This window comes from Streptomyces pimonensis (assembly GCF_041380215.1).
Taxonomy (GTDB): Bacteria; Actinomycetota; Actinomycetes; order Streptomycetales; family Streptomycetaceae; genus Streptomyces; species Streptomyces pimonensis.
The window spans coordinates 38,492-57,398 of record NZ_JAHWZY010000007.1 but is presented as its reverse complement, the minus strand read 5'-3'; the positions used below and the strand labels follow the sequence as shown (position 1 = coordinate 57,398).

Here is an 18,907-nt window from a genome sequence, read left to right as displayed (position 1 = left end):
GAGATGTCGAAGCTCGGCACCCTCGGCGCCCGACTGCACCACGGCGAGGTCGGCTACGACTTCGTCAAGAACCGCAAGATCTGGTACGGCGTCTCCATCCTGATCACCATCACGGCCATCCTCGGCCTGGCGGTGCGCGGCCTGCACATGGGCATCGAGTTCCAGGGCGGAGCGGCCTTCACCACCCCGAAGAACACGAGCGTCTCGGTCGCCCAGGCCGAAAAGTACGCGGAGGACGCCTCCGGTCACGACGCGATCGTCCAGCAGCTCGGCGACGGCAGTATGCGCATCCAGATCTCGGGCATCGACACCAGTGCGTCGGACAAGATCAAGGAGACGCTCGCCGAGGACCTCAATTTCGACAGTGAGCAGATCAACGCCGAACTGGTCGGTCCCAGCTGGGGCGAGCAGATCGCCAACAAGGCATGGCAGGGCCTCGGCATCTTCATGATCCTGGTCGTGATCTACCTGGCGATCGCCTTCGAGTGGCGCATGGCGCTCGCCGCGTTCGTCGCCCTGATCCACGACATCACCATCACCGTCGGCATCTACGCCCTCGTCGGCTTCGAGGTCACGCCGGGCACGGTGATCGGTCTGCTGACCATCCTCGGTTACTCGCTGTACGACACGGTCGTCGTCTTCGACAGCCTCAAGGAACAGACCAGGGACATCACCAAGCAGACCCGCTGGACGTACAGCGAGATCGCCAACCGTTCCATCAACAGCACCCTGGTCCGTTCCGTCAACACCACGGTGGTCGCGCTGCTGCCGGTGGCGGGCCTGCTGTTCATCGGTGGCGGTGTCCTCGGCGCCGGCATGCTGAACGACATCTCGCTGTCGCTGTTCGTCGGTCTCGCCGCCGGCGCGTACTCCTCGATCTTCATCGCCACCCCGCTCGTCGCCGACCTCAAGGAGCGCGAGCCGGCGGTGAGGTCGCTGAGGAAGCGGATCCTGGCCAAGCGCGCCCAGGGCACGGAGGGGACGCGGGAGACCCCGGTCACCGGCGAGGACCACGGCGACGAGCCCGATGACGCCGCACCCGCGGTCGTCGGCCCGCGCGACCGGTCGGCGACCCGCGCCCGCGGCCGGGGCCGTCCTACCGGGAAGCGCCGATGACCGGGATCAGGGAGCTGCTGCTCAGCCGCATCCGGGACGTGGCGGACTACCCGGAGCCGGGTGTGATGTTCAAGGACATCACCCCGCTCCTGGCGGACCCCGCGGCGTTCGCCGCGCTCAGCGACGCCCTCGCCGACATCGCCCGCGCCAGCGGCGCCACCAAGGTCGTCGGCCTGGAGGCCCGCGGGTTCATCCTCGGCGCCCCGGTCGCCGTGCGCGCGGGGCTCGGCTTCATCCCCGTGCGCAAGGCGGGCAAGCTCCCCGGAGCCACCCTCAGCCAGGCCTACGACCTGGAGTACGGCTCCGCCGAGATCGAGGTGCACGCGGAGGACCTGACCGCCGCCGACCGCGTTCTGGTGATCGACGACGTCCTCGCCACCGGTGGTACCGCCGAGGCGTCGGTCCGGCTCATCCGTCGGGCGGGCGCCGAGGTGGCGGGCCTGGCCGTGCTGATGGAGCTCGGCTTCCTCGGCGGCCGCGCCCGGCTGGAACCGGCCCTGGCCGGCGCCCCGCTGGAGGCGCTGCTCACGGTCTGACCAGCGGTGTCGCACGCGAACCGCACACGGGGAACACCGCTCGGGCGGGCCCGGAGGAATCCGGTGCCCGCCTGGGGCGTTCCAGGAGCAGTCCGTCCTCACACCCGCCCGCAGGCGATCCGCGGGCACGGGATCGCTACCATGGGGTTTCCGGAGCCTGACCGCGGGACCCGGATCGCGCACGAGGAGCCCTCTTGCCAGACGAGGCCCAGCACCTGACCGCCGCCAAGCCCGAGTCCGCCTCGGCGGCCACGGCCAAGCCCGCGCCGAGCGCGCCCCACGAGAAGAACGACACACGTGGGCCGGTCCAGCACGCCCAGTCCGCGTCGGCCGACAAGCCCGAGCAGCCGCGCCCCAAGCCGGCCCCTCCCGAGCGCTCCGCACCCCCGGCCCGCCCCAACACCGGCCAGCCGCGCTCCGGCTCCTCCAACCGCGTCCGCGCCCGCCTCGCCCGGCTCGGCGTGCAGCGCGCGAACCCGTACAACCCGGTCCTCGAGCCGTTGCTGCGGATCGTCCGCAGCAACGACCCCAAGATCGAGAACGCCACGCTCCGCCAGATCGAGCGCGCCTACCAGGTCGCCGAACGCTGGCACCGCGGCCAGAAGCGCAAGAGCGGCGACCCGTACATCACGCACCCGCTCGCCGTCACCACCATCCTCGCCGAGCTGGGCATGGACCCGGCCACGCTGATGGCCGGACTGCTGCACGACACCGTCGAGGACACCGAGTACGGCCTGGAGGACCTGCGCCGCGACTTCGGCGACGTGGTCACCCTGCTCGTCGACGGCGTCACCAAGCTGGACAAGGTCAAGTTCGGCGAGGCCGCGCAGGCCGAGACCGTGCGCAAGATGGTCGTCGCCATGGCCAAGGACCCGCGCGTCCTGGTCATCAAGCTCGCCGACCGCCTGCACAACATGCGCACCATGCGCTACCTCAAGCGCGAGAAGCAGGAGAAGAAGGCGCGCGAGACCCTGGAGATCTACGCGCCGCTCGCCCACCGCCTGGGCATGAACACCATCAAGTGGGAGCTGGAGGACCTCGCCTTCGCGATCCTCTACCCCAAGATGTACGACGAGATCGTCCGCCTGGTCGCCGAGCGCGCGCCCAAGCGCGACGAGTACCTCGCCATCGTCACCGACGAGGTGCAGCAGGACCTGCGCGCCGCCCGTATCAAGGCCACCGTCACCGGCCGCCCCAAGCACTACTACAGCGTCTACCAGAAGATGATCGTCCGCGGCCGCGACTTCGCGGAGATCTACGACCTGGTGGGCATCCGCGTCCTCGTGGACACCGTCCGCGACTGCTACGCGGCCCTCGGCACGGTGCACGCGCGATGGAACCCGGTCCCCGGCCGGTTCAAGGACTACATCGCGATGCCCAAGTTCAACATGTACCAGTCGCTGCACACGACCGTCATCGGTCCCGGCGGCAAGCCCGTCGAACTGCAGATCCGCACCTTCGACATGCACCGCCGCGCCGAGTACGGCATCGCCGCGCACTGGAAGTACAAGCAGGAGGCCGTCGCCGGCGCCTCCAAGATCCGCACCGACGCCCCCAGGTCCTCCGGCAAGGACAAGGACGCCATCAACGACATGGCGTGGCTGCGGCAGCTCCTGGACTGGCAGAAGGAGACCGAGGACCCCGGCGAGTTCCTGGAGTCGCTGCGCTTCGACCTGTCCCGCAACGAGGTCTTCGTCTTCACCCCCAAGGGCGACGTCATAGCGCTGCCCGCCGGCGCCACCCCGGTGGACTTCGCGTACGCGGTCCACACCGAGGTCGGCCACCGCACCATAGGGGCACGGGTCAACGGCCGCCTCGTCCCGCTGGAGTCGACCCTCGACAACGGTGACCTGGTGGAGGTCTTCACCTCCAAGGCGGCCGGCGCCGGCCCCTCCCGCGACTGGCTCGGCTTCGTGAAGTCGCCGCGCGCCCGCAACAAGATCCGTGCCTGGTTCTCCAAGGAGCGCCGCGACGAGGCCATCGAGCAGGGCAAGGACTCCATCGTCCGCGCGATGCGCAAGCAGAACCTGCCGATCCAGCGCATCCTCACCGGCGACTCGCTGGTCACGCTGGCGCACGAGATGCGCTACTCGGACATCTCCGCGCTGTACGCGGCGATCGGCGAGGGCCATGTCTCCGCGCAGAACATCGTGCAGAAGCTCGTCCAGGCCCTCGGCGGCGAGGAGGCCGCCACCGAGGAGATCGACGAGTCGGTCCCGCCGGCCCGCGGCCGCAAGCGCCGCTCCAGCGCCGACCCCGGTGTCGTCGTCAAGGGCGTCGAGGACGTCTGGGTGAAGCTGGCCCGCTGCTGTACGCCGGTGCCCGGCGACCCGATCATCGGATTCGTGACCCGGGGCAGCGGCGTATCGGTGCACCGCAGCGACTGCGTCAACGTCGATTCGCTGTCCCGGGAGCCCGAGAGGATCCTCGACGTCGAATGGGCGCCCACCCAGTCCTCGGTCTTCCTGGTCGCCATCCAGGTCGAGGCCCTGGACCGGTCCCGCCTGCTGTCGGACGTCACGCGCGTGCTGTCCGACCAGCACGTCAACATCCTGTCCGCGGCCGTCCAGACCTCCCGCGACCGTGTCGCCACCTCCCGCTTCACCTTCGAGATGGGCGACCCGAAGCACCTCGGCCACGTCCTGAAGGCCGTACGGGGCGTGGAAGGCGTCTACGACGTCTACCGGGTCACCTCGGCCCGCAACCGTACGTAGCGGACGACGGTCGCACGGAGGGGGCTCCCGTACCTCGAGGTACGGGAGCCCCCTCCGTGCGACGTGCGAGGGGTCAGCCGCCGAACTCCTGCAGACCCTTCAGCGCCTGGTCCAGCAGGGCCTGACGGCCCGCCAGCTCCCGCTCGAGCTTCTCCGCCCTGGCGGTGTTGCCCTGTGCGCGTGCCTGCTCGATCTGGCCCTTCAGCTTGTCCACGGCGGCCTGGAGCTGACCGGTCAGACCCGCGGCACGCGCGCGTGCCTCCGGGTTCGTCCGGCGCCACTCGGCCTCCTCGGCCTCCTGCAGGGCCCGCTCCACGGTGTGCATCCGGCCCTCGACCTTCGGGCGGGCGTCCCGCGGCACGTGGCCGATGGCCTCCCAGCGCTCGTTGATCCCGCGGAACGCGGCCCGCGCGGCCTTCAGGTCCGTGATCGGCAGGAGCTTCTCGGCCTCCTCGGCCAGCTCCTCCTTGAGTTTGAGGTTCTCGGTCTGCTCCGCGTCCCGCTCGGCGAAGACCGAACTGCGGGCGGCGAAGAAGACGTCCTGGGCGCCGCGGAAGCGGTTCCACAGATCGTCCTCGTGCTCGCGCTGGGCGCGGCCCGCGGCCTTCCACTCCGTCATCAGCTCGCGGTAGCGGGCGGCCGTCGCCCCCCAGTCCGTCGAGTTCGACAGCGACTCGGCCTCCGCGACCAGCCGCTCCTTGACCTGACGGGCCTCCTCGCGCTGCGCGTCCAGCTGCGCGAAGTGCTGCTTGCGCCGCTTGGAGAACGCCGAGCGCGCGTGCGAGAACCGGTGCCACAGTTCGTCGTCCGACTTGCGGTCCAGCCGCGGCAGGCCCTTCCAGGTGTCCACCAGGGACCGCAGCCGCTCACCGGCGGCCCGCCACTGGTCGGACTGCGCCAGCTCCTCCGCCTCGGCGACCAGCGCCTCCTTGGCGTGACGCGCCTCGTCGGACTGCTTGGCCCGCTGTGCCTTGCGCTCCTCGTGGCGCGCCTCCACCAGCTCCACGAGCTTGTCCAGCCGGACCCTGAGGGCGTCCAGGTCGCCGACCGCGTGGTGCGCGTCCACCTGCTCGCGCAGGTGCCCGATCGCGGCCCGGGCGTCCTTGGACGACAGGTCGGTGGTCTTCACTCGCTTCTCGAGGAGGCCGATCTCGACAACCAGGCCCTCGTACTTGCGCTCGAAGTAGGCCAACGCCTCCTCGGGGGAGCCGGCCTGCCAGGAACCGACGACCTTCTCGCCGTCGGCCGTACGCACGTACACGGTCCCCGTCTCGTCGACGCGGCCCCACGGGTCGCTGCTCACAGCGCCTCCTCCACATGATGCCGCCGAGGGGGCCTCGAAGCTCCCCCGGGCATCGTCCACAGTTTCGTCACGGCCAACATAGGCGACCGACGGGATGCCTGTCCGCATCCCGCGCGACCGAAGTTCCGCAGTTGGGGGTCAGGATTTGGTGACGGTCGCCTTGTCGATGACGACCGTCGCGTTGGGCGCGGTGTTCCCGGTCGCGGGGTCCATGGGCTGGGCGCCGGCGTCCGCGATCTTCTTCAGCACCTTCATCCCCGCGTCGGACACCGTGCCGAACGGTGTGTAGTCGGGCGGCAGCTGACTGTCCTGGTAGACCAGGAAGAACTGGCTGCCTCCACTGTCGCGCCCCTGCTGCGTCTGCGCGTTGTACTGGTTGGCCATCGCGACCGTGCCCGCCGGGTACACGTTGCCCTTGAGGCTCTCGTCCTTCAGGTTCTCGTCGGGAATCGTGTAGCCGGGGCCGCCCGATCCGGTGCCCTTCGGGTCGCCGCACTGCAGCACGAAGATGCCGGTGTCGGTCAGCCGGTGGCATGTGGTGTGATCGAAGTATCCTTTACCCGCGAGGAAGTTGAACGAGTTGACCGTGCGCGGGGCCGCCGACGCCTTCAGCGCCACGTCGATCTCGCCACAGGTCGTGTCCAGCTTCAGGGTGTACTTCGCCGACTTGTCGATGGACATCGCCGGCTCCTTCTTCCAGGTCTCCGACTTGACCTTGCCCTCGGCGGGCTTGTCGCACGGGTCCGGAGCCTTGCTGGTCGGCGCGGCGCTCGGCGTGACCTCCGCGTTCGCGTTGGTCTTGTCGTCCTGCTCGAACGCCCCGGTCGTGTACAGCGCGCCGCCGCCCACGAGGACCACACCGAGCACGGACGCGATCACCGAGTTGCGCATCCGCGACTTCCGCCGCGCCTCGGTGCGCCGCTGCTGCTGCCGCAAGAACTTCTCCCGGGCGAGCTGACGCCGCCGCTGTTCCTGGCTGACCACCGGATTCTCTCCTCATGCGTCTCGTGTGCCGGCCGGTACGCGTGCGTGCGTGCGGTGAGCCGACCGCCTGCGTGTGCCCCGTACCGTATATGGGTTCGCTGAGGAATCGGCAGCGCCGGTAGGCTCTGACCACGGGCGCAGCCCCGTCGCAAGCCTCCCGTACCGACACAACGAAGGACGATCGTGCTCATTGCCGGGTTCCCCGCCGGGGCCTGGGGGACGAACTGTTATCTCGTCGCCCCCGCCGCCGGTGAGGAGTGCGTGATCATCGACCCCGGCCACCAGGCCGCCGAAGGCGTCGCGGAGGCGGTCCGCAAGCACCGCCTCAAGCCCGTCGCCGTCGTCCTCACCCACGGCCACATCGACCACGTCGCCTCGGTCGTCCCCGTGTGCGGGGCGCACGACGTGCCGGCCTGGATCCACCCCGAGGACCGCTACATGATGAGCGACCCCGAGAAGGGGATCGGTCGCGCCATCGGCATGCCGCTGATGGGCGAGCTGACGGTGGGGGAGCCGGACGACGTCAAGGAGCTCACCGACGGTTCCCGGCTGGCACTGGCGGGTCTGGAGTTCTCCGTCGCGCACGCGCCGGGCCATACCAAGGGGTCGGTGACCTTCGGCCTGCCCGAGGCGGCGGACATCCCGCCGGTCATGTTCTCGGGCGACCTGCTGTTCGCCGGCTCCGTCGGACGCACCGACCTGCCCGGCGGTGACATGGCCGAGATGCTCGACTCGCTGGCCCGCGTGTGCCTGCCGCTCGACGACTCGACCGTGGTGCTGTCCGGCCACGGCCCCCAGACGACCATCGGCCAGGAGCGCGCCACCAACCCCTACCTGCGGCAGGTGGCGGCGGACCGCCAAGGACGCGGCGCCGCCGAGGCTCCCCGACGAGGAATGTGACGAGAGACTTCCGTGAGCACCTTCAAGGCCCCCAAGGGCACGTACGACCTGATCCCGCCGGACAGCGCCAAGTACCTCGCCGTCCGCGAGGCCATCGCCGCCCCGCTGCGGGGCTCCGGCTACGGCTACATCGAGACGCCCGGCTTCGAGAACGTCGAGCTGTTCGCGCGTGGTGTCGGAGAGTCCACCGACATCGTGACCAAGGAGATGTACGCCTTCGAGACCAAGGGCGGCGACCGGCTCGCCCTGCGCCCCGAGGGCACCGCCTCCGTGCTGCGCGCCGCCCTGGAGGCCAACCTGCACAAGGTGGGCAACCTCCCCGTCAAGCTCTGGTACTCGGGCTCCTACTACCGTTACGAACGCCCCCAGAAGGGCCGCTACCGCCACTTCTCCCAGGTCGGCGCCGAGGCCATCGGCGCGGAGGACCCGGCGCTGGACGCCGAGCTGATCATCCTCGCCGACCAGGCGTACCGCTCGCTGGGCCTGCGCGACTTCCGCATCCTGCTCAACAGCCTCGGCGACCAGGAGTGCCGCCCGGTGTACCGGGCGGCACTGCAGGACTTCCTGCGCGGCCTCGACCTGGACGAGGACACGCTGCGCCGCGCGGAGATCAACCCGCTGCGCGTCCTGGACGACAAGCGGGAGTCGGTGCAGGAGCAGCTGACCGGCGCGCCCCTGCTGCGCGACTACCTCTGCGACGCCTGCAAGGCCTACCACGAGGAGGTCCGCGAGCTGATCACGGCGGCAGGCGTCTCCTTCGAGGACGACCCCAGGCTGGTGCGGGGCCTGGACTACTACACGCGCACCACCTTCGAGTTCGTCCACGACGGTCTCGGCTCCCAGTCCGCGGTGGGCGGCGGCGGCCGCTACGACGGCCTGTCCGAGATGATCGGCGGTCCCGCGCTGCCGTCCGTCGGCTGGGCCCTGGGCGTCGACCGCACCGTGCTGGCCCTGGAGGCGGAGGGCGTCGAGCTCGAGCTCCCCGCCGCCACCAGCGTGTTCGCCGTCCCGCTCGGCGAGGAGGCGCGCCGGGTACTGTTCGCGAAGGTCACCGAGCTGCGCAAGAACGGCGTGGCCGCCGACTTCAGCTACGGCGGCAAGGGGCTCAAGGGCGCCATGAAGAACGCCAACCGCAGCGGCGCCCGCTACACCATCGTGGCCGGCGAACGCGACCTCGCCGAGGGCGTCGTCCAGCTCAAGGACATGGAGTCCGGCGAGCAGACGGCGGTCGGCGTCAACGAGATCGTGGCCGAGCTGGAGTCACGGCTCGGCTGACCCCCGTACCGACGGAGGCGCCGGGCGCCCGCGCAGGGCCCCGGCGCCTCCGTCGTCAACGCGTACAGGCGGTCTCGCTCGACCGGGTGATCGGGGGTGGGGCGCAGGCACGGCCGCCCCACGGACACCGGCCGAAACCGCACGCCCACGGGCGCGCACCGGTACGTCCTTATGCCCGCCCAACGGCGAATCACGGCTCCGTACGGCACAATGGCCCCTGCCCGAAGCAGGTCCACACTCCCCAGTGACGGAATCGGCGTGATGAGCAAGACGACAGTCAGGGACGTCGACATGGAGCCCGAGCCCTCGGCCGCACCGCGGCGCACCGACTCCGTGCCGCGCACGGAGGGCGCGAGCCGGGCGTTCGCCCTGCTCCTGGTGATCACCGGAGCCGCCGGCGTGCTCGCCGCGTGGGTGATCACGCTCGACAAGTTCAAACTGCTCGAGGCCAAGGTCAGGGGGGAGACGTTCGTCCCCGGGTGCAGCCTCAACCCCGTCGTCTCCTGCGGCAGCGTCATGGAGAGCGACCAGGCCTCCGTCTTCGGCTTCCCCAACCCGATGCTCGGCCTCGTCACCTACGGCATCGTCGTCTGCGTCGGCATGAGCCTGCTCGCCCGGGCCCGCTTCCCGCGCTGGTACTGGCTCACCTTCAACGCCGGCACGCTCTTCGGCACCGTCTTCTGCGCCTGGCTGATGTTCCAGTCGCTGTACCGGATCAACGCCCTGTGCCTGTGGTGCTGCCTGGCCTGGGTCGCCACGATCATCATGTTCTGGTACGTGACGTCGTTCAACGTCCGCCAGGGCTTCCTGCCCGCCCCGGGCTGGCTGAAGGGCTTCTTCGGCGAGTTCACCTGGGTCATGCCGGTCCTGCACATCGGCATCATCGGCATGCTGGTCCTGACCCGCTGGTGGGATTTCTGGACCAGCTGATCGCCCGCCCGCGGGCTGTCGGCGCGGTGCTTTAGGGTTTCAGCGTGGAGCCCGACCTGTTCACCGCCGCAGCAGAAGAACGCCAGGAGAAGGACCCGACCGGCAGCCCCCTGGCGGTCCGGATGCGTCCGCGCACCCTCGACGAGGTGGTGGGCCAGCAGCATCTGCTGAAGCCGGGCTCCCCCCTGCGCAGACTGGTCGGTGAAAGCGCCTCGGGCCCCGCGGGCCCCTCCTCGGTCGTCCTCTGGGGCCCGCCCGGCACCGGCAAGACGACCCTGGCCTACGTCGTCTCCAGGGCCACCAACAAGCGCTTCGTCGAGCTGTCGGCGATCACCGCGGGTGTCAAGGAGGTCCGCACGGTCATCGACGGCGCCCGCCGCGCCTCCGGCGGGTACGGCCAGGAGACCGTCCTCTTCCTCGACGAGATCCACCGCTTCAGCAAGGCCCAGCAGGACTCCCTGCTCCCGGCCGTGGAGAACCGCTGGGTCACCCTGATCGCCGCGACCACCGAGAACCCCTACTTCTCGGTCATCTCCCCGCTGCTCTCCCGGTCCCTGCTGCTCACCCTGGAACCGCTCACCGACGGCGACGTCCGGGACCTGCTGAGGCGCGCCCTCGCCGACGAACGGGGCCTGAGGGGCGCCGTCACGCTCCCCGAGGACACCGAGGACCACCTCCTGCGCATCGCCGGCGGCGACGCCCGCCGCGCGCTGACCGCCCTGGAGGCCGCCGCCGGGGCCGCGCTGGACAAGGGCGAGGCGGCGATCACCCTGGCCACGCTGGAGGAGACGGTCGACCGGGCCGCGGTGAAGTACGACCGCGACGGCGACCAGCACTACGACGTCGCCAGTGCCCTGATCAAGTCCATCCGCGGTTCCGACGTGGACGCCGCCCTGCACTACCTGGCCCGCATGATCGAGGCCGGTGAGGACCCCCGCTTCATCGCCCGCCGCCTGATGATCTCCGCCAGCGAGGACATCGGCCTCGCCGACCCGAACGCGCTGCCGACCGCCGTCGCCGCCGCCCAGGCCGTCGCCATGATCGGCTTCCCCGAGGCCGCCCTCACCCTCAGCCACGCCACCATCGCCCTCGCCCTCGCGCCCAAGTCCAACGCCGCCACCACGGCGATCGGCGCGGCCCTGGACGACGTGCGCAAGGGACTGGCCGGACCGGTGCCGTCGCACCTGCGGGACAGTCACTACAAGGGCGCGACGAAGCTGGGGCACGGGAAGGGCTACACCTACCCGCACGACCTGCCCGAGGGCATCGCCGCACAGCAGTACGCGCCGGACGCCCTGAAGGACCGCACGTACTACGAGCCCACCCGGCACGGCGCGGAGGCGCGGTACGCGGACGCGGTGGAGTGGACCAGGAAGCACCTCGGTCGGAGACGGTCCTGACCACCCTGTAGAATCTCCCGGAGTGCTGAGTCCCGTGTCCGGCTCCGGTCGGCGCCTCAGGCGGGACACCCAGCCGGATCCTTCGATCCAGGAGCGTCGCGCACCGTCGTAGGTGTCGCGGGCAGCCCACCACCCCCCGTAAGTCCCGGGACCGGTCGGTGGGCCGTTCGTGTGCTGCACGTATGTGCCCAGTCCAGGGGAGCGGCTGCCCACCAGGTCCCCCGCGGACCTGAGGGGAATTCCCCGACTGCGGATGCGACCTCCCGTAACCCTGAGGCAGCCGAAAAGGAAAAGGAAGACAAGTGGCGAACCAGTCCCGCCCCAAGGTCAAGAAGTCGCGTGCCCTCGGCATCGCGCTGACCCCGAAGGCCGTCAAGTACTTCGAGGCCCGCCCCTACCCGCCGGGCGAGCACGGCCGTGGCCGCAAGCAGAACTCGGACTACAAGGTCCGTCTGCTGGAGAAGCAGCGGCTGCGCGCGCAGTACGACCTCTCCGAGCGTCAGCTCGTCCGCGCCTACGAGCGTGCCTCCAAGGTGCAGGGCAAGACCGGTGAGGCCCTGATCATCGAGCTCGAGCGCCGTCTCGACGCGCTGGTCCTGCGTTCGGGCATCGCCCGCACGATCTACCAGGCCCGCCAGATGGTCGTCCACGGCCACATCCAGGTCAACGGCAAGAAGGTGGACAAGCCCTCCTTCCGTGTCCGCCCGGACGACGTCGTGCAGGTCCGCGACCGCAGCAAGGAGAAGACCCTCTTCACGATCGCCCGTGAAGGCGGCTTCGCCCCCGACGGCGAGATCCCGCGCTACCTCCAGGTGAACCTCAAGTCCCTGGCGTTCCGCCTGGACCGTGAGCCGAACCGCAAGGAGATCCCGGTGATCTGCGACGAGCAGCTCGTCGTCGAGTACTACGCCCGCTGACCCCAGCAGGCGCGCGGTATCCCGAGCCCGCCGTCCCCCCGCCCCTTTGGGCGGGGGGACGGCGGGCTCGACCCGCTCCCTCCGCGGCTCCACCGGTGGCGGACGGTAATCCGGTACGGAGTCCCGTCACCGGCGCGATAGGCTCGACCCACGACTTTTCGATGTTCAGGCGCGTTTCAAGGGAGCGGGTGCACACAGTGTCCGGTGGCGAGGTGGCCGGAATCCTGGTGGCCGTGTTCTGGGCGATCCTGGTCTCCTTCCTCGCCGTCGCGCTGGCGAGGCTGGCCCAGACGCTCCGGGCGACCACCAGGCTCGTGGCGGACGTGACCGACCAGGCCGTCCCTCTGCTGGCGGACGCCTCGGCGGCGGTGCGTTCCGCGCAGACCCAGATCGAACGGGTCGACGCGATCGCCTCCGACGTCCAGGAGGTCACCTCCAACGCCTCCGCGCTGTCGACCACCGTGGCCTCCACCTTCGGCGGCCCCCTGGTCAAGGTCGCCGCCTTCGGCTACGGCGTGCGCCGGGCCGTCAGTGGCCGCAAGGACGACGCCCAGGCCAAGGAGCCGAGGCGCGACGTGATCGTGGGCCGCACCGTCCCGGGCGCGCGGCGTGACAAGCGGACCCGGGGAAAGAGGGACTGACCCAGCGATGTTCCGCCGAACGTTCTGGTTCACCAGCGGCGTCGCCGCCGGAGTGTGGGCCACCACCAAGGTCAACCGCAAGATCAAGCAGCTGACGCCCGAGCACCTCGCCGTCACCGCGGCGAACAAGGCGGTCGAGGCCGGCGGCCGGCTCAAGGACCGCGCGGTCGACTTCGCGCTCGAGGTCCGTGACCACATGGCCCGGCGCGAGGCCGAACTGGGCGACGCGCTCGGGCTCAACGCCCCCGTCGACCGCGAACTCCCCGCGCCCCGGAGCCACGCCGTCATCGAGAACCGCAACAGCCCCAAGTACGTCGAGGGCCCGGCGCAGAGGTCGACGCACCAGACGTACCCGTACAACCGGAATGAGGACCACTGATGGAGTCGGCCGAGATCCGCCGCCGCTGGCTGAGCTTCTTCGAGGAGCGCGGGCACACCGTCGTCCCGTCGGCGTCGCTCATCGCGGACGACCCGACTCTGCTGCTCGTCCCGGCCGGCATGGTGCCCTTCAAGCCCTACTTCCTGGGCGAGGTCAAGCCGCCCTTCGACCGCGCCACCAGCGTGCAGAAGTGCGTGCGCACCCCCGACATCGAAGAGGTCGGCAGGACCACCCGCCACGGCACGTTCTTCCAGATGTGCGGCAACTTCTCCTTCGGCGACTACTTCAAGGAAGGCGCCATCAAGCTCGCCTGGGAGCTGCTCACCGGCGCCCGGGACAAGGGCGGTTACGGCCTCGACCCCGAGCGCCTGTGGATCACCGTCTACCAGGACGACGACGAGGCCGAGCAGATCTGGCGCGACGTCGTCGGCGTGCCTGCCGAGCGCATCCAGCGCCTGGGCAAGAAGGACAACTTCTGGGACATGGGCGTCCCCGGTCCCTGCGGTCCCTGCTCCGAGATCAACTACGACCGTGGCCCCGAGTTCGGCGTCGAGGGCGGCCCCGCCGTCAACGACGAGCGGTACGTGGAGATCTGGAACCTCGTCTTCATGCAGTACGAGCGGGGCCAGGGCCCGGGCAAGGACTACCCGATCCTCGGGGATCTGCCGAGCAAGAACATCGACACCGGCCTCGGCCTCGAGCGGCTCGCCATGATTCTGCAGGGCGTGCAGAACATGTACGAGATCGACACCTCCATGGCCGTCATCGACAAGGCCACCGAGCTGACCGGGGTCCGCTACGGCGACGCCCAGGCCTCGGACGTCTCCCTGCGCGTGGTCACCGACCACATGCGCACCTCGGTGATGCTCATCGGTGACGGTGTCACCCCCGGCAACGAGGGCCGCGGCTATGTGCTGCGCCGCATCATGCGCCGCGCCATCCGCAACATGCGCCTGCTCGGCGCCACCGGCCCGGTCGTCAAGGACCTCGTCGACGTCGTCATCGGCATGATGGGGCAGCAGTACCCGGAGCTGGTCACCGACCGCGAGCGGATCGAGAAGGTCGCCCTCGCCGAGGAGAACGCCTTCCTCAAGACGCTGAAGGCCGGCACCAACATCCTCGACACCGCCGTCAGCGACACCAAGGCCGCCGGCGGCACCGTCCTGGCCGGTGACAAGGCCTTCCTGCTCCACGACACCTGGGGCTTCCCGATCGACCTCACCCTGGAGATGGCCGCCGAACAGGGCCTGTCCGTGGACGAGGAGGGCTTCCGGCGCCTGATGAAGGAGCAGCGGGAGCGCGCCAAGGCCGACGCCCGGGCCAAGAAGACCGGCCACGCCGACCTCGGCGCCTACCGCGAGATCGCCGACCGCGCCGGTGCCACCGACTTCATCGGCTACACCGACACCGAGGGCGAGTCCACCGTCGTCGGCATCCTCGTCGACGGCGTCTCCTCGCCGGCCGCCACCGAGGGCGACGAGGTCGAGGTCGTCCTCGACCGCACTCCCTTCTACGCCGAGGGCGGCGGCCAGATCGGCGACACCGGCCGCATCAAGGTCGACACCGGCGCCGTCATCGAGATCCGCGACTGCCAGAAGCCGGTGCCGGGCGTGTACGTCCACAAGGGCGTCGTCCAGGTCGGCGAGGTCACCGTCGGCGCCAAGGTCCACGCCGCCATCGACGGTCGCCGCCGTACGGCCATCGCCCGCGCCCACTCGGCCACCCACCTCACCCACCAGGCGCTGCGCGACGCCCTCGGCCCGACGGCCGCCCAGGCCGGCTCCGAGAACCAGCCCGGCCGCTTCCGCTTCGACTTCGGCTCCCCGTCCGCCGTACCGACGGCGGTGATGACCGACGTCGAGCAGAAGATCAACGAGGTGCTCGCCCGCGACCTCGACGTGCGCGCCGACGTCATGGGCATCGACGAGGCCAAGAAGCAGGGAGCCATCGCCGAGTTCGGCGAGAAGTACGGCGAGCGCGTGCGTGTCGTGACCATCGGTGACTTCTCCAAGGAGCTGTGCGGCGGCACCCACGTGCACAACACCGCCCAGCTGGGCCTGGTGAAGCTGCTCGGCGAGTCGTCCATCGGCTCCGGTGTGCGCCGCATCGAGGCCCTGGTCGGCGTGGACGCCTACAACTTCCTCGCCCGTGAGCACACGGTCGTCGCCCAGCTCCAGGAGCTGATCAAGGGCCGCCCGGAGGAGCTTCCGGAGAAGGTCTCCGCCATGCTCGGCAAGCTCAGGGACGCCGAGAAGGAGATCGAGAGGTTCCGCGCCGAGAAGGTGCTCCAGGCCGCCGCCGGTCTCGCCGAGTCCGCCAAGGACGTTCGCGGCATCGCCCTCGTCACCGGCCGGGTCCCCGACGGCACCACACCGGACGACCTGCGCAAGCTGGTCCTCGACGTGCGCGGCCGCATCCAGGGCGGCCGGGCCGCCGTGGTCGCCCTGTTCACCGTGAACAACGGCAAGCCGCTGACGGTCATCGCCACCAACGAGGCCGCCCGCGAGCGCGGCCTCAAGGCCGGTGACCTGGTCCGCACCGCCGCCAGGGCCCTCGGCGGCGGCGGTGGCGGCAAGCCGGACGTCGCCCAGGGCGGCGGCCAGGACCCCGCCGCCGTCGGCGAGGCCGTCGACGCCGTCGAGCGGCTCGTGGCGGACACCGCCAAGTGAACGACCCGGTGAACGAGCAGGCGGGCGGCCCGGTGATGCGCCGGGGCCGCCGTCTCGCGATCGACGTCGGGGACGCCCGCATCGGGGTCGCCTCGTGCGACCCCGACGGGATCCTCGCCACGCCGGTCGAGACCGTCCCCGGCCGGGACGTCCCCGCCGCGCACCGCCGGCTGCGGCAGCTCGTCGAGGAGTACGAGCCGATCGAGGTCGTCGTCGGCCTCCCCCGCTCCCTCAAGGGGGGCGAGGGCCCGGCCGCGGTCAAGGTCAGGGGTTTCGCGCAGGAGCTGGCCCGCGGCATCGCGCCCGTCCCGGTGCGCCTGGTCGACGAGCGGATGACCACGGTCACGGCGAGCCAGGGACTGCGCGCCTCCGGCGTCAGGTCCAGGAAGGGTCGCTCGGTCATCGACCAGGCCGCCGCTGTGATCATCCTTCAGCAGGCGCTGGAATCCGAACGGGTGTCAGGTGGACCGCCTGGTGAGGGCGTCGAAGTGGTCATCTGATCGCGGTACGGTAACGTTCCGCGCGACGTGGACGGCGTTCGAACAGCCGACGCACAGAGAGAGGCGGTACGGGAACCGTGGTCTTCAGGCGGCCGCGCGCCCGCCGCCTCGCGGCTCTAGGGGATCGATGACTGAGTATGGCCGGGGCCAGGGCTCCGAACCGTGGCGTCCGGACGACCCGTTGTACGGAGAGGGCGGATGGGACGAACAGCGGACCCAGCAGGGTCAGCAGTCCCCCTACGGCGGCCAGCCACAGCACTATCCGCAGCAGCCGCAGACGCACCAGCAGCACGGCGAGTGGGACACCGGGGAACAGCACGGCTACGGCGGGCAGCAGCCTTCGCAGTACGACCAGCAGTCACAGCCCCGGTACGACCAACAGCAGTACGCTCCTCAGCAGCAACAGCCGCAGTACGACCAGAACGGCTGGCCCACGGGCTCCTACCCGCAGGACCCCTACGCCGCCGACCCGGCGGACCCGTACACACAGCAGGCCGGGACGTACGGCGGGGAGCAGCCCGACCACTACGGCACCCCCGACGCCTACCCGCCGCCCGAGCCCCCCGGCCGCCGCGCCGAACCCGAGCCGCGGACGGACTGGGACCCGGGTCCCGACCAGGGCGAACACGCTTTCTTCGCGGGCGGTGGCGACGACGGTGACGCGGCCGACGACGAGCCGGGCGACCGGAGCGGGCGCGGCGACCGCCGGGGCCGGGGCGGCAAGGAGAGGAAACGCCGCAGCGGCCTGGCCTGCCTCGTCGTGGTCGTGGTCCTCGGCGGCGGTCTCGCCGGTGTCAGCTACTTCGGCTACCAGTTCTACCAGGACAGTTTCGGCAGCGCCCCGGACTTCGCGGGAGCCGGCAACGGCGAGCAGGTGACCGTCGTCATCCCCAAGGGGTCCGGCGGGTACGCCATCGGCCAGGAGCTCAAGAAGATGGGCGTGGTCAAGAGCGTCGACGCCTTCGTCGCGGCCCAGGCGGCCAACCCGCAGGGCAAGAACATCCAGGACGGCGTGTACACGCTGGAGAAGGAGATGTCGGCCGCGAGCGCGGTCGAACTGATGCTCAGCCCCAAGAGCCGCGACAACCTGATCATCGCCGAGGGCAAGCGCAACGCCGACATCTACAAGCTCATCGACAAGCGCCTCGAGGTCGAGGACGGCACCACGGCCAAGGTCGCCAAGGAGGACTGGGAGAAACTCGGTCTGCCGGACTGGGCGCAGGACCATAAGAACGTCCAGGATCCGCTGGAAGGCTTCCTCTTCCCGTCGAGCTACGGCGTGTCCAAGGGACAGAAGCCCGAAGACGTCCTGAAGCGCATGGTCGCGCAGGCCACCGAGACCTACGAGAAGCTCGGTGTCGAGCAGGAAGCCGAGAAGCTGGGCCTGGAAAACCCGTGGCAGTTGGTCACCGTCGCGAGCCTCGTCCAGGCCGAAGGCAGGAGCCACAGCGACTTCCGCAAGATGGCCGAGGTCATCTACAACCGGCTCGAGCCCGGCAATACCGAGACCAACGGCATGCTGGAGTTCGACTCCACGTACAACTACATCAAGAACCAGAGCAAGATCGACCTGACGATCGCGGAGCTCAGGAACTACAACAACCCGTACAACACGTACTTCTACAAGGGGCTGCCGCCCGGACCGATCAGCAACCCCGGCGAGGACGCCCTCAAGGGCGCGCTCGACCCGACGGGCGACGGCTGGTACTACTTCATCTCGATGGACGGCAAGACCAGCAAGTTCACCGAGACCTACGCCGAGCACGAGAAGTTGGTTGAGCAGTGGGAAGCATCGAAGAGGAACTGACGGCCCCGGGCCACCGGGCCGCCGTGCTCGGCTCGCCGATCGCCCACTCGCTCTCCCCGGTGCTGCACCGCGCCGCCTACGCCGAACTGGGCCTGGAAGGCTGGACGTACGACCGTTTCGAGGTCGACGAGAAGTCCCTGCCCGGCTTCTTCGGCACGCTCGGCACCGAGTGGGCGGGACTGTCGCTGACCATGCCGCTGAAGCGGGCGGTGATCCCGCTGCTCGACTCGGTCAGCGAGACCGCGGCCTCGGTCGAGGCGGTCAACACGGTCGTCCTCACGCCGGACGGCCGCCGGACCGGCGACAACACCGACATCCCGGGGATGGTCGCCGCCCTGCGTGAGCACGGCATCGACAAGGTGGAGACGGCCGCCGTCATCGGCGCGGGCGCCACCGCCTCCTCCGCGCTGGCCGCACTGGCCCGGATCTGCTCGGGCGAGGTCACCGTCCACGTCCGCAGCGAGGCCCGTGCGACGGAGATGAGGCAGTGGGCCGAACGGCTCGACGTCGCGGTCCGCATCGCCGCCTGGGACGACGCCGAGCAGGCGCTGCACGCCCCCCTGGTCGTCAGCACCACCCCGGCCGGCGTCACGGACGTCCTCGCCAAGGCCGTCCCGGAGCGCCCGGCTGCCCTCTTCGACGTGCTCTACGACCCGTGGCCGACGGTTCTCGCCGCCCGCTGGTCGGCGCACGGGGGCGCCGTGATCAGCGGACTGGACCTGCTGGTGCACCAGGCGGTGCTCCAGGTGGAGCAGATGACGGGGCGTTCACCGGCCCCGCTGGACGCCATGCGAAAAGCGGGAGAACAGGCGCTCGCGGCCCGATAGGATCCACCC

16 protein-coding genes are annotated in these 18,907 nt (G+C 70.3%); 14 read left to right on the top strand and 2 right to left on the bottom strand.

Features of this window, described 5'->3' with window-relative positions:
- The first annotated feature begins 3 nt into the window (after positions 1-3).
- The 3 genes from secF (at position 4) to relA (ending at position 4,366) form a co-directional block, all read left to right on the top strand.
- Positions 4-1,116, top strand: a complete 1,113-nt coding sequence (gene secF / locus KYY02_RS09240; protein WP_371237180.1) for a protein translocase subunit SecF — start codon at positions 4-6, stop codon at positions 1,114-1,116.
- Positions 1,113-1,652 carry an adenine phosphoribosyltransferase gene (locus tag KYY02_RS09235; RefSeq protein WP_371237179.1) on the top strand — a complete coding sequence of 180 codons (540 nt, stop codon included), beginning with the start codon at positions 1,113-1,115 and terminating at the stop codon, positions 1,650-1,652. The genes secF and KYY02_RS09235 overlap by 4 nt, the downstream gene beginning before the upstream one ends.
- Before the next feature lie 194 nt (positions 1,653-1,846).
- Positions 1,847-4,366 carry a GTP pyrophosphokinase gene (gene relA, locus KYY02_RS09230; protein WP_371237177.1) on the top strand — a complete coding sequence of 840 codons (2,520 nt, stop codon included), beginning with the start codon at positions 1,847-1,849 and terminating at the stop codon, positions 4,364-4,366.
- Positions 4,367-4,439: 73 nt separating this feature from the next.
- Here the strand turns inward: relA and KYY02_RS09225 are convergent, their stop codons facing one another.
- Together KYY02_RS09225 and KYY02_RS09220 are read right to left on the bottom strand one after the other, a co-directional pair.
- A complete protein-coding gene (locus tag KYY02_RS09225; RefSeq protein ID WP_371237176.1) occupies positions 4,440-5,669 on the bottom strand; it encodes a DUF349 domain-containing protein in 1,230 nt (409 codons plus the stop codon).
- Between the two features lie 138 nt (positions 5,670-5,807).
- Entirely contained in the window at positions 5,808-6,653 is an 846-nt protein-coding gene (locus KYY02_RS09220) for a peptidylprolyl isomerase (protein WP_371237175.1), read from the bottom strand.
- Between the two features lie 183 nt (positions 6,654-6,836).
- Here KYY02_RS09220 and KYY02_RS09215 point away from each other — a divergent pair, with 183 nt between their 5' ends.
- The 11 genes from KYY02_RS09215 (at position 6,837) to KYY02_RS09165 (ending at position 18,898) form a co-directional block, all read left to right on the top strand.
- Positions 6,837-7,553: an MBL fold metallo-hydrolase gene (locus tag KYY02_RS09215; protein WP_371237174.1), complete on the top strand. Its 717-nt coding sequence runs from the start codon at positions 6,837-6,839 to the stop codon at positions 7,551-7,553.
- A gap of 12 nt (positions 7,554-7,565) precedes the next feature.
- Positions 7,566-8,828 (top strand): histidine--tRNA ligase, encoded by a 1,263-nt coding sequence (gene hisS / locus KYY02_RS09210; RefSeq protein ID WP_371237173.1) that lies wholly within the window; start codon positions 7,566-7,568, stop codon positions 8,826-8,828.
- Positions 8,829-9,089: 261 nt separating this feature from the next.
- On the top strand, positions 9,090-9,758 hold the full coding sequence (locus KYY02_RS09205; protein WP_371237171.1) for a vitamin K epoxide reductase family protein: 669 nt from the start codon (positions 9,090-9,092) through the stop codon (positions 9,756-9,758).
- A 44-nt stretch (positions 9,759-9,802) separates the two neighbouring features.
- The gene (locus KYY02_RS09200) at positions 9,803-11,158 is read left to right on the top strand and encodes a replication-associated recombination protein A (protein ID WP_371237170.1); all 1,356 of its coding nucleotides are present in this window, start codon (positions 9,803-9,805) and stop codon (positions 11,156-11,158) included.
- 302 nt (positions 11,159-11,460) lie between these two features.
- Positions 11,461-12,075 carry a 30S ribosomal protein S4 gene (gene rpsD, locus KYY02_RS09195; protein WP_371237168.1) on the top strand — a complete coding sequence of 205 codons (615 nt, stop codon included), beginning with the start codon at positions 11,461-11,463 and terminating at the stop codon, positions 12,073-12,075.
- 188 nt (positions 12,076-12,263) lie between these two features.
- The gene (locus tag KYY02_RS09190; protein WP_371237166.1) at positions 12,264-12,716 is read left to right on the top strand and encodes a DUF948 domain-containing protein; all 453 of its coding nucleotides are present in this window, start codon (positions 12,264-12,266) and stop codon (positions 12,714-12,716) included.
- Between the two features lie 7 nt (positions 12,717-12,723).
- Entirely contained in the window at positions 12,724-13,095 is a 372-nt protein-coding gene (locus KYY02_RS09185; RefSeq protein ID WP_371237165.1) for a hypothetical protein, read from the top strand.
- Complete coding sequence (gene alaS / locus KYY02_RS09180; RefSeq protein ID WP_371237164.1) at positions 13,095-15,764, top strand: alanine--tRNA ligase; 2,670 nt, start codon at positions 13,095-13,097, stop codon at positions 15,762-15,764. The genes KYY02_RS09185 and alaS overlap by 1 nt, the downstream gene beginning before the upstream one ends.
- Before the next feature lie 35 nt (positions 15,765-15,799).
- Positions 15,800-16,264 carry a Holliday junction resolvase RuvX gene (gene ruvX / locus KYY02_RS09175; RefSeq protein ID WP_371237414.1) on the top strand — a complete coding sequence of 155 codons (465 nt, stop codon included), beginning with the start codon at positions 15,800-15,802 and terminating at the stop codon, positions 16,262-16,264.
- 127 nt (positions 16,265-16,391) lie between these two features.
- Positions 16,392-18,071, top strand: coding sequence for an endolytic transglycosylase MltG (gene mltG, locus KYY02_RS09170; protein WP_371237163.1), 1,680 nt, complete (start codon positions 16,392-16,394; stop codon positions 18,069-18,071).
- Positions 18,047-18,898: a shikimate dehydrogenase gene (locus KYY02_RS09165; protein WP_371237162.1), complete on the top strand. Its 852-nt coding sequence runs from the start codon at positions 18,047-18,049 to the stop codon at positions 18,896-18,898. The genes mltG and KYY02_RS09165 overlap by 25 nt, the downstream gene beginning before the upstream one ends.
- The last annotated feature ends 9 nt before the right edge of the window (positions 18,899-18,907 follow it).

What these genes read in the sequence shown, in the direction of transcription:
- KYY02_RS09185 (WP_371237165.1), top strand. Translation starts at nt 12,724, where the DNA reads ATGTTCCGCCGAACGTTCTGGTTCACCAGCGGCGTCGCCGCCGGAGTG.
- ruvX (WP_371237414.1), top strand. Translation starts at nt 15,800, where the DNA reads ATGCGCCGGGGCCGCCGTCTCGCGATCGACGTCGGGGACGCCCGCATC.
- KYY02_RS09205 (WP_371237171.1), top strand. Translation starts at nt 9,090, where the DNA reads ATGAGCAAGACGACAGTCAGGGACGTCGACATGGAGCCCGAGCCCTCG.
- secF (WP_371237180.1), top strand. Translation starts at nt 4, where the DNA reads ATGTCGAAGCTCGGCACCCTCGGCGCCCGACTGCACCACGGCGAGGTC.
- alaS (WP_371237164.1), top strand. Translation starts at nt 13,095, where the DNA reads ATGGAGTCGGCCGAGATCCGCCGCCGCTGGCTGAGCTTCTTCGAGGAG.
- KYY02_RS09235 (WP_371237179.1), top strand. Translation starts at nt 1,113, where the DNA reads ATGACCGGGATCAGGGAGCTGCTGCTCAGCCGCATCCGGGACGTGGCG.
- mltG (WP_371237163.1), top strand. Translation starts at nt 16,392, where the DNA reads ATGACTGAGTATGGCCGGGGCCAGGGCTCCGAACCGTGGCGTCCGGAC.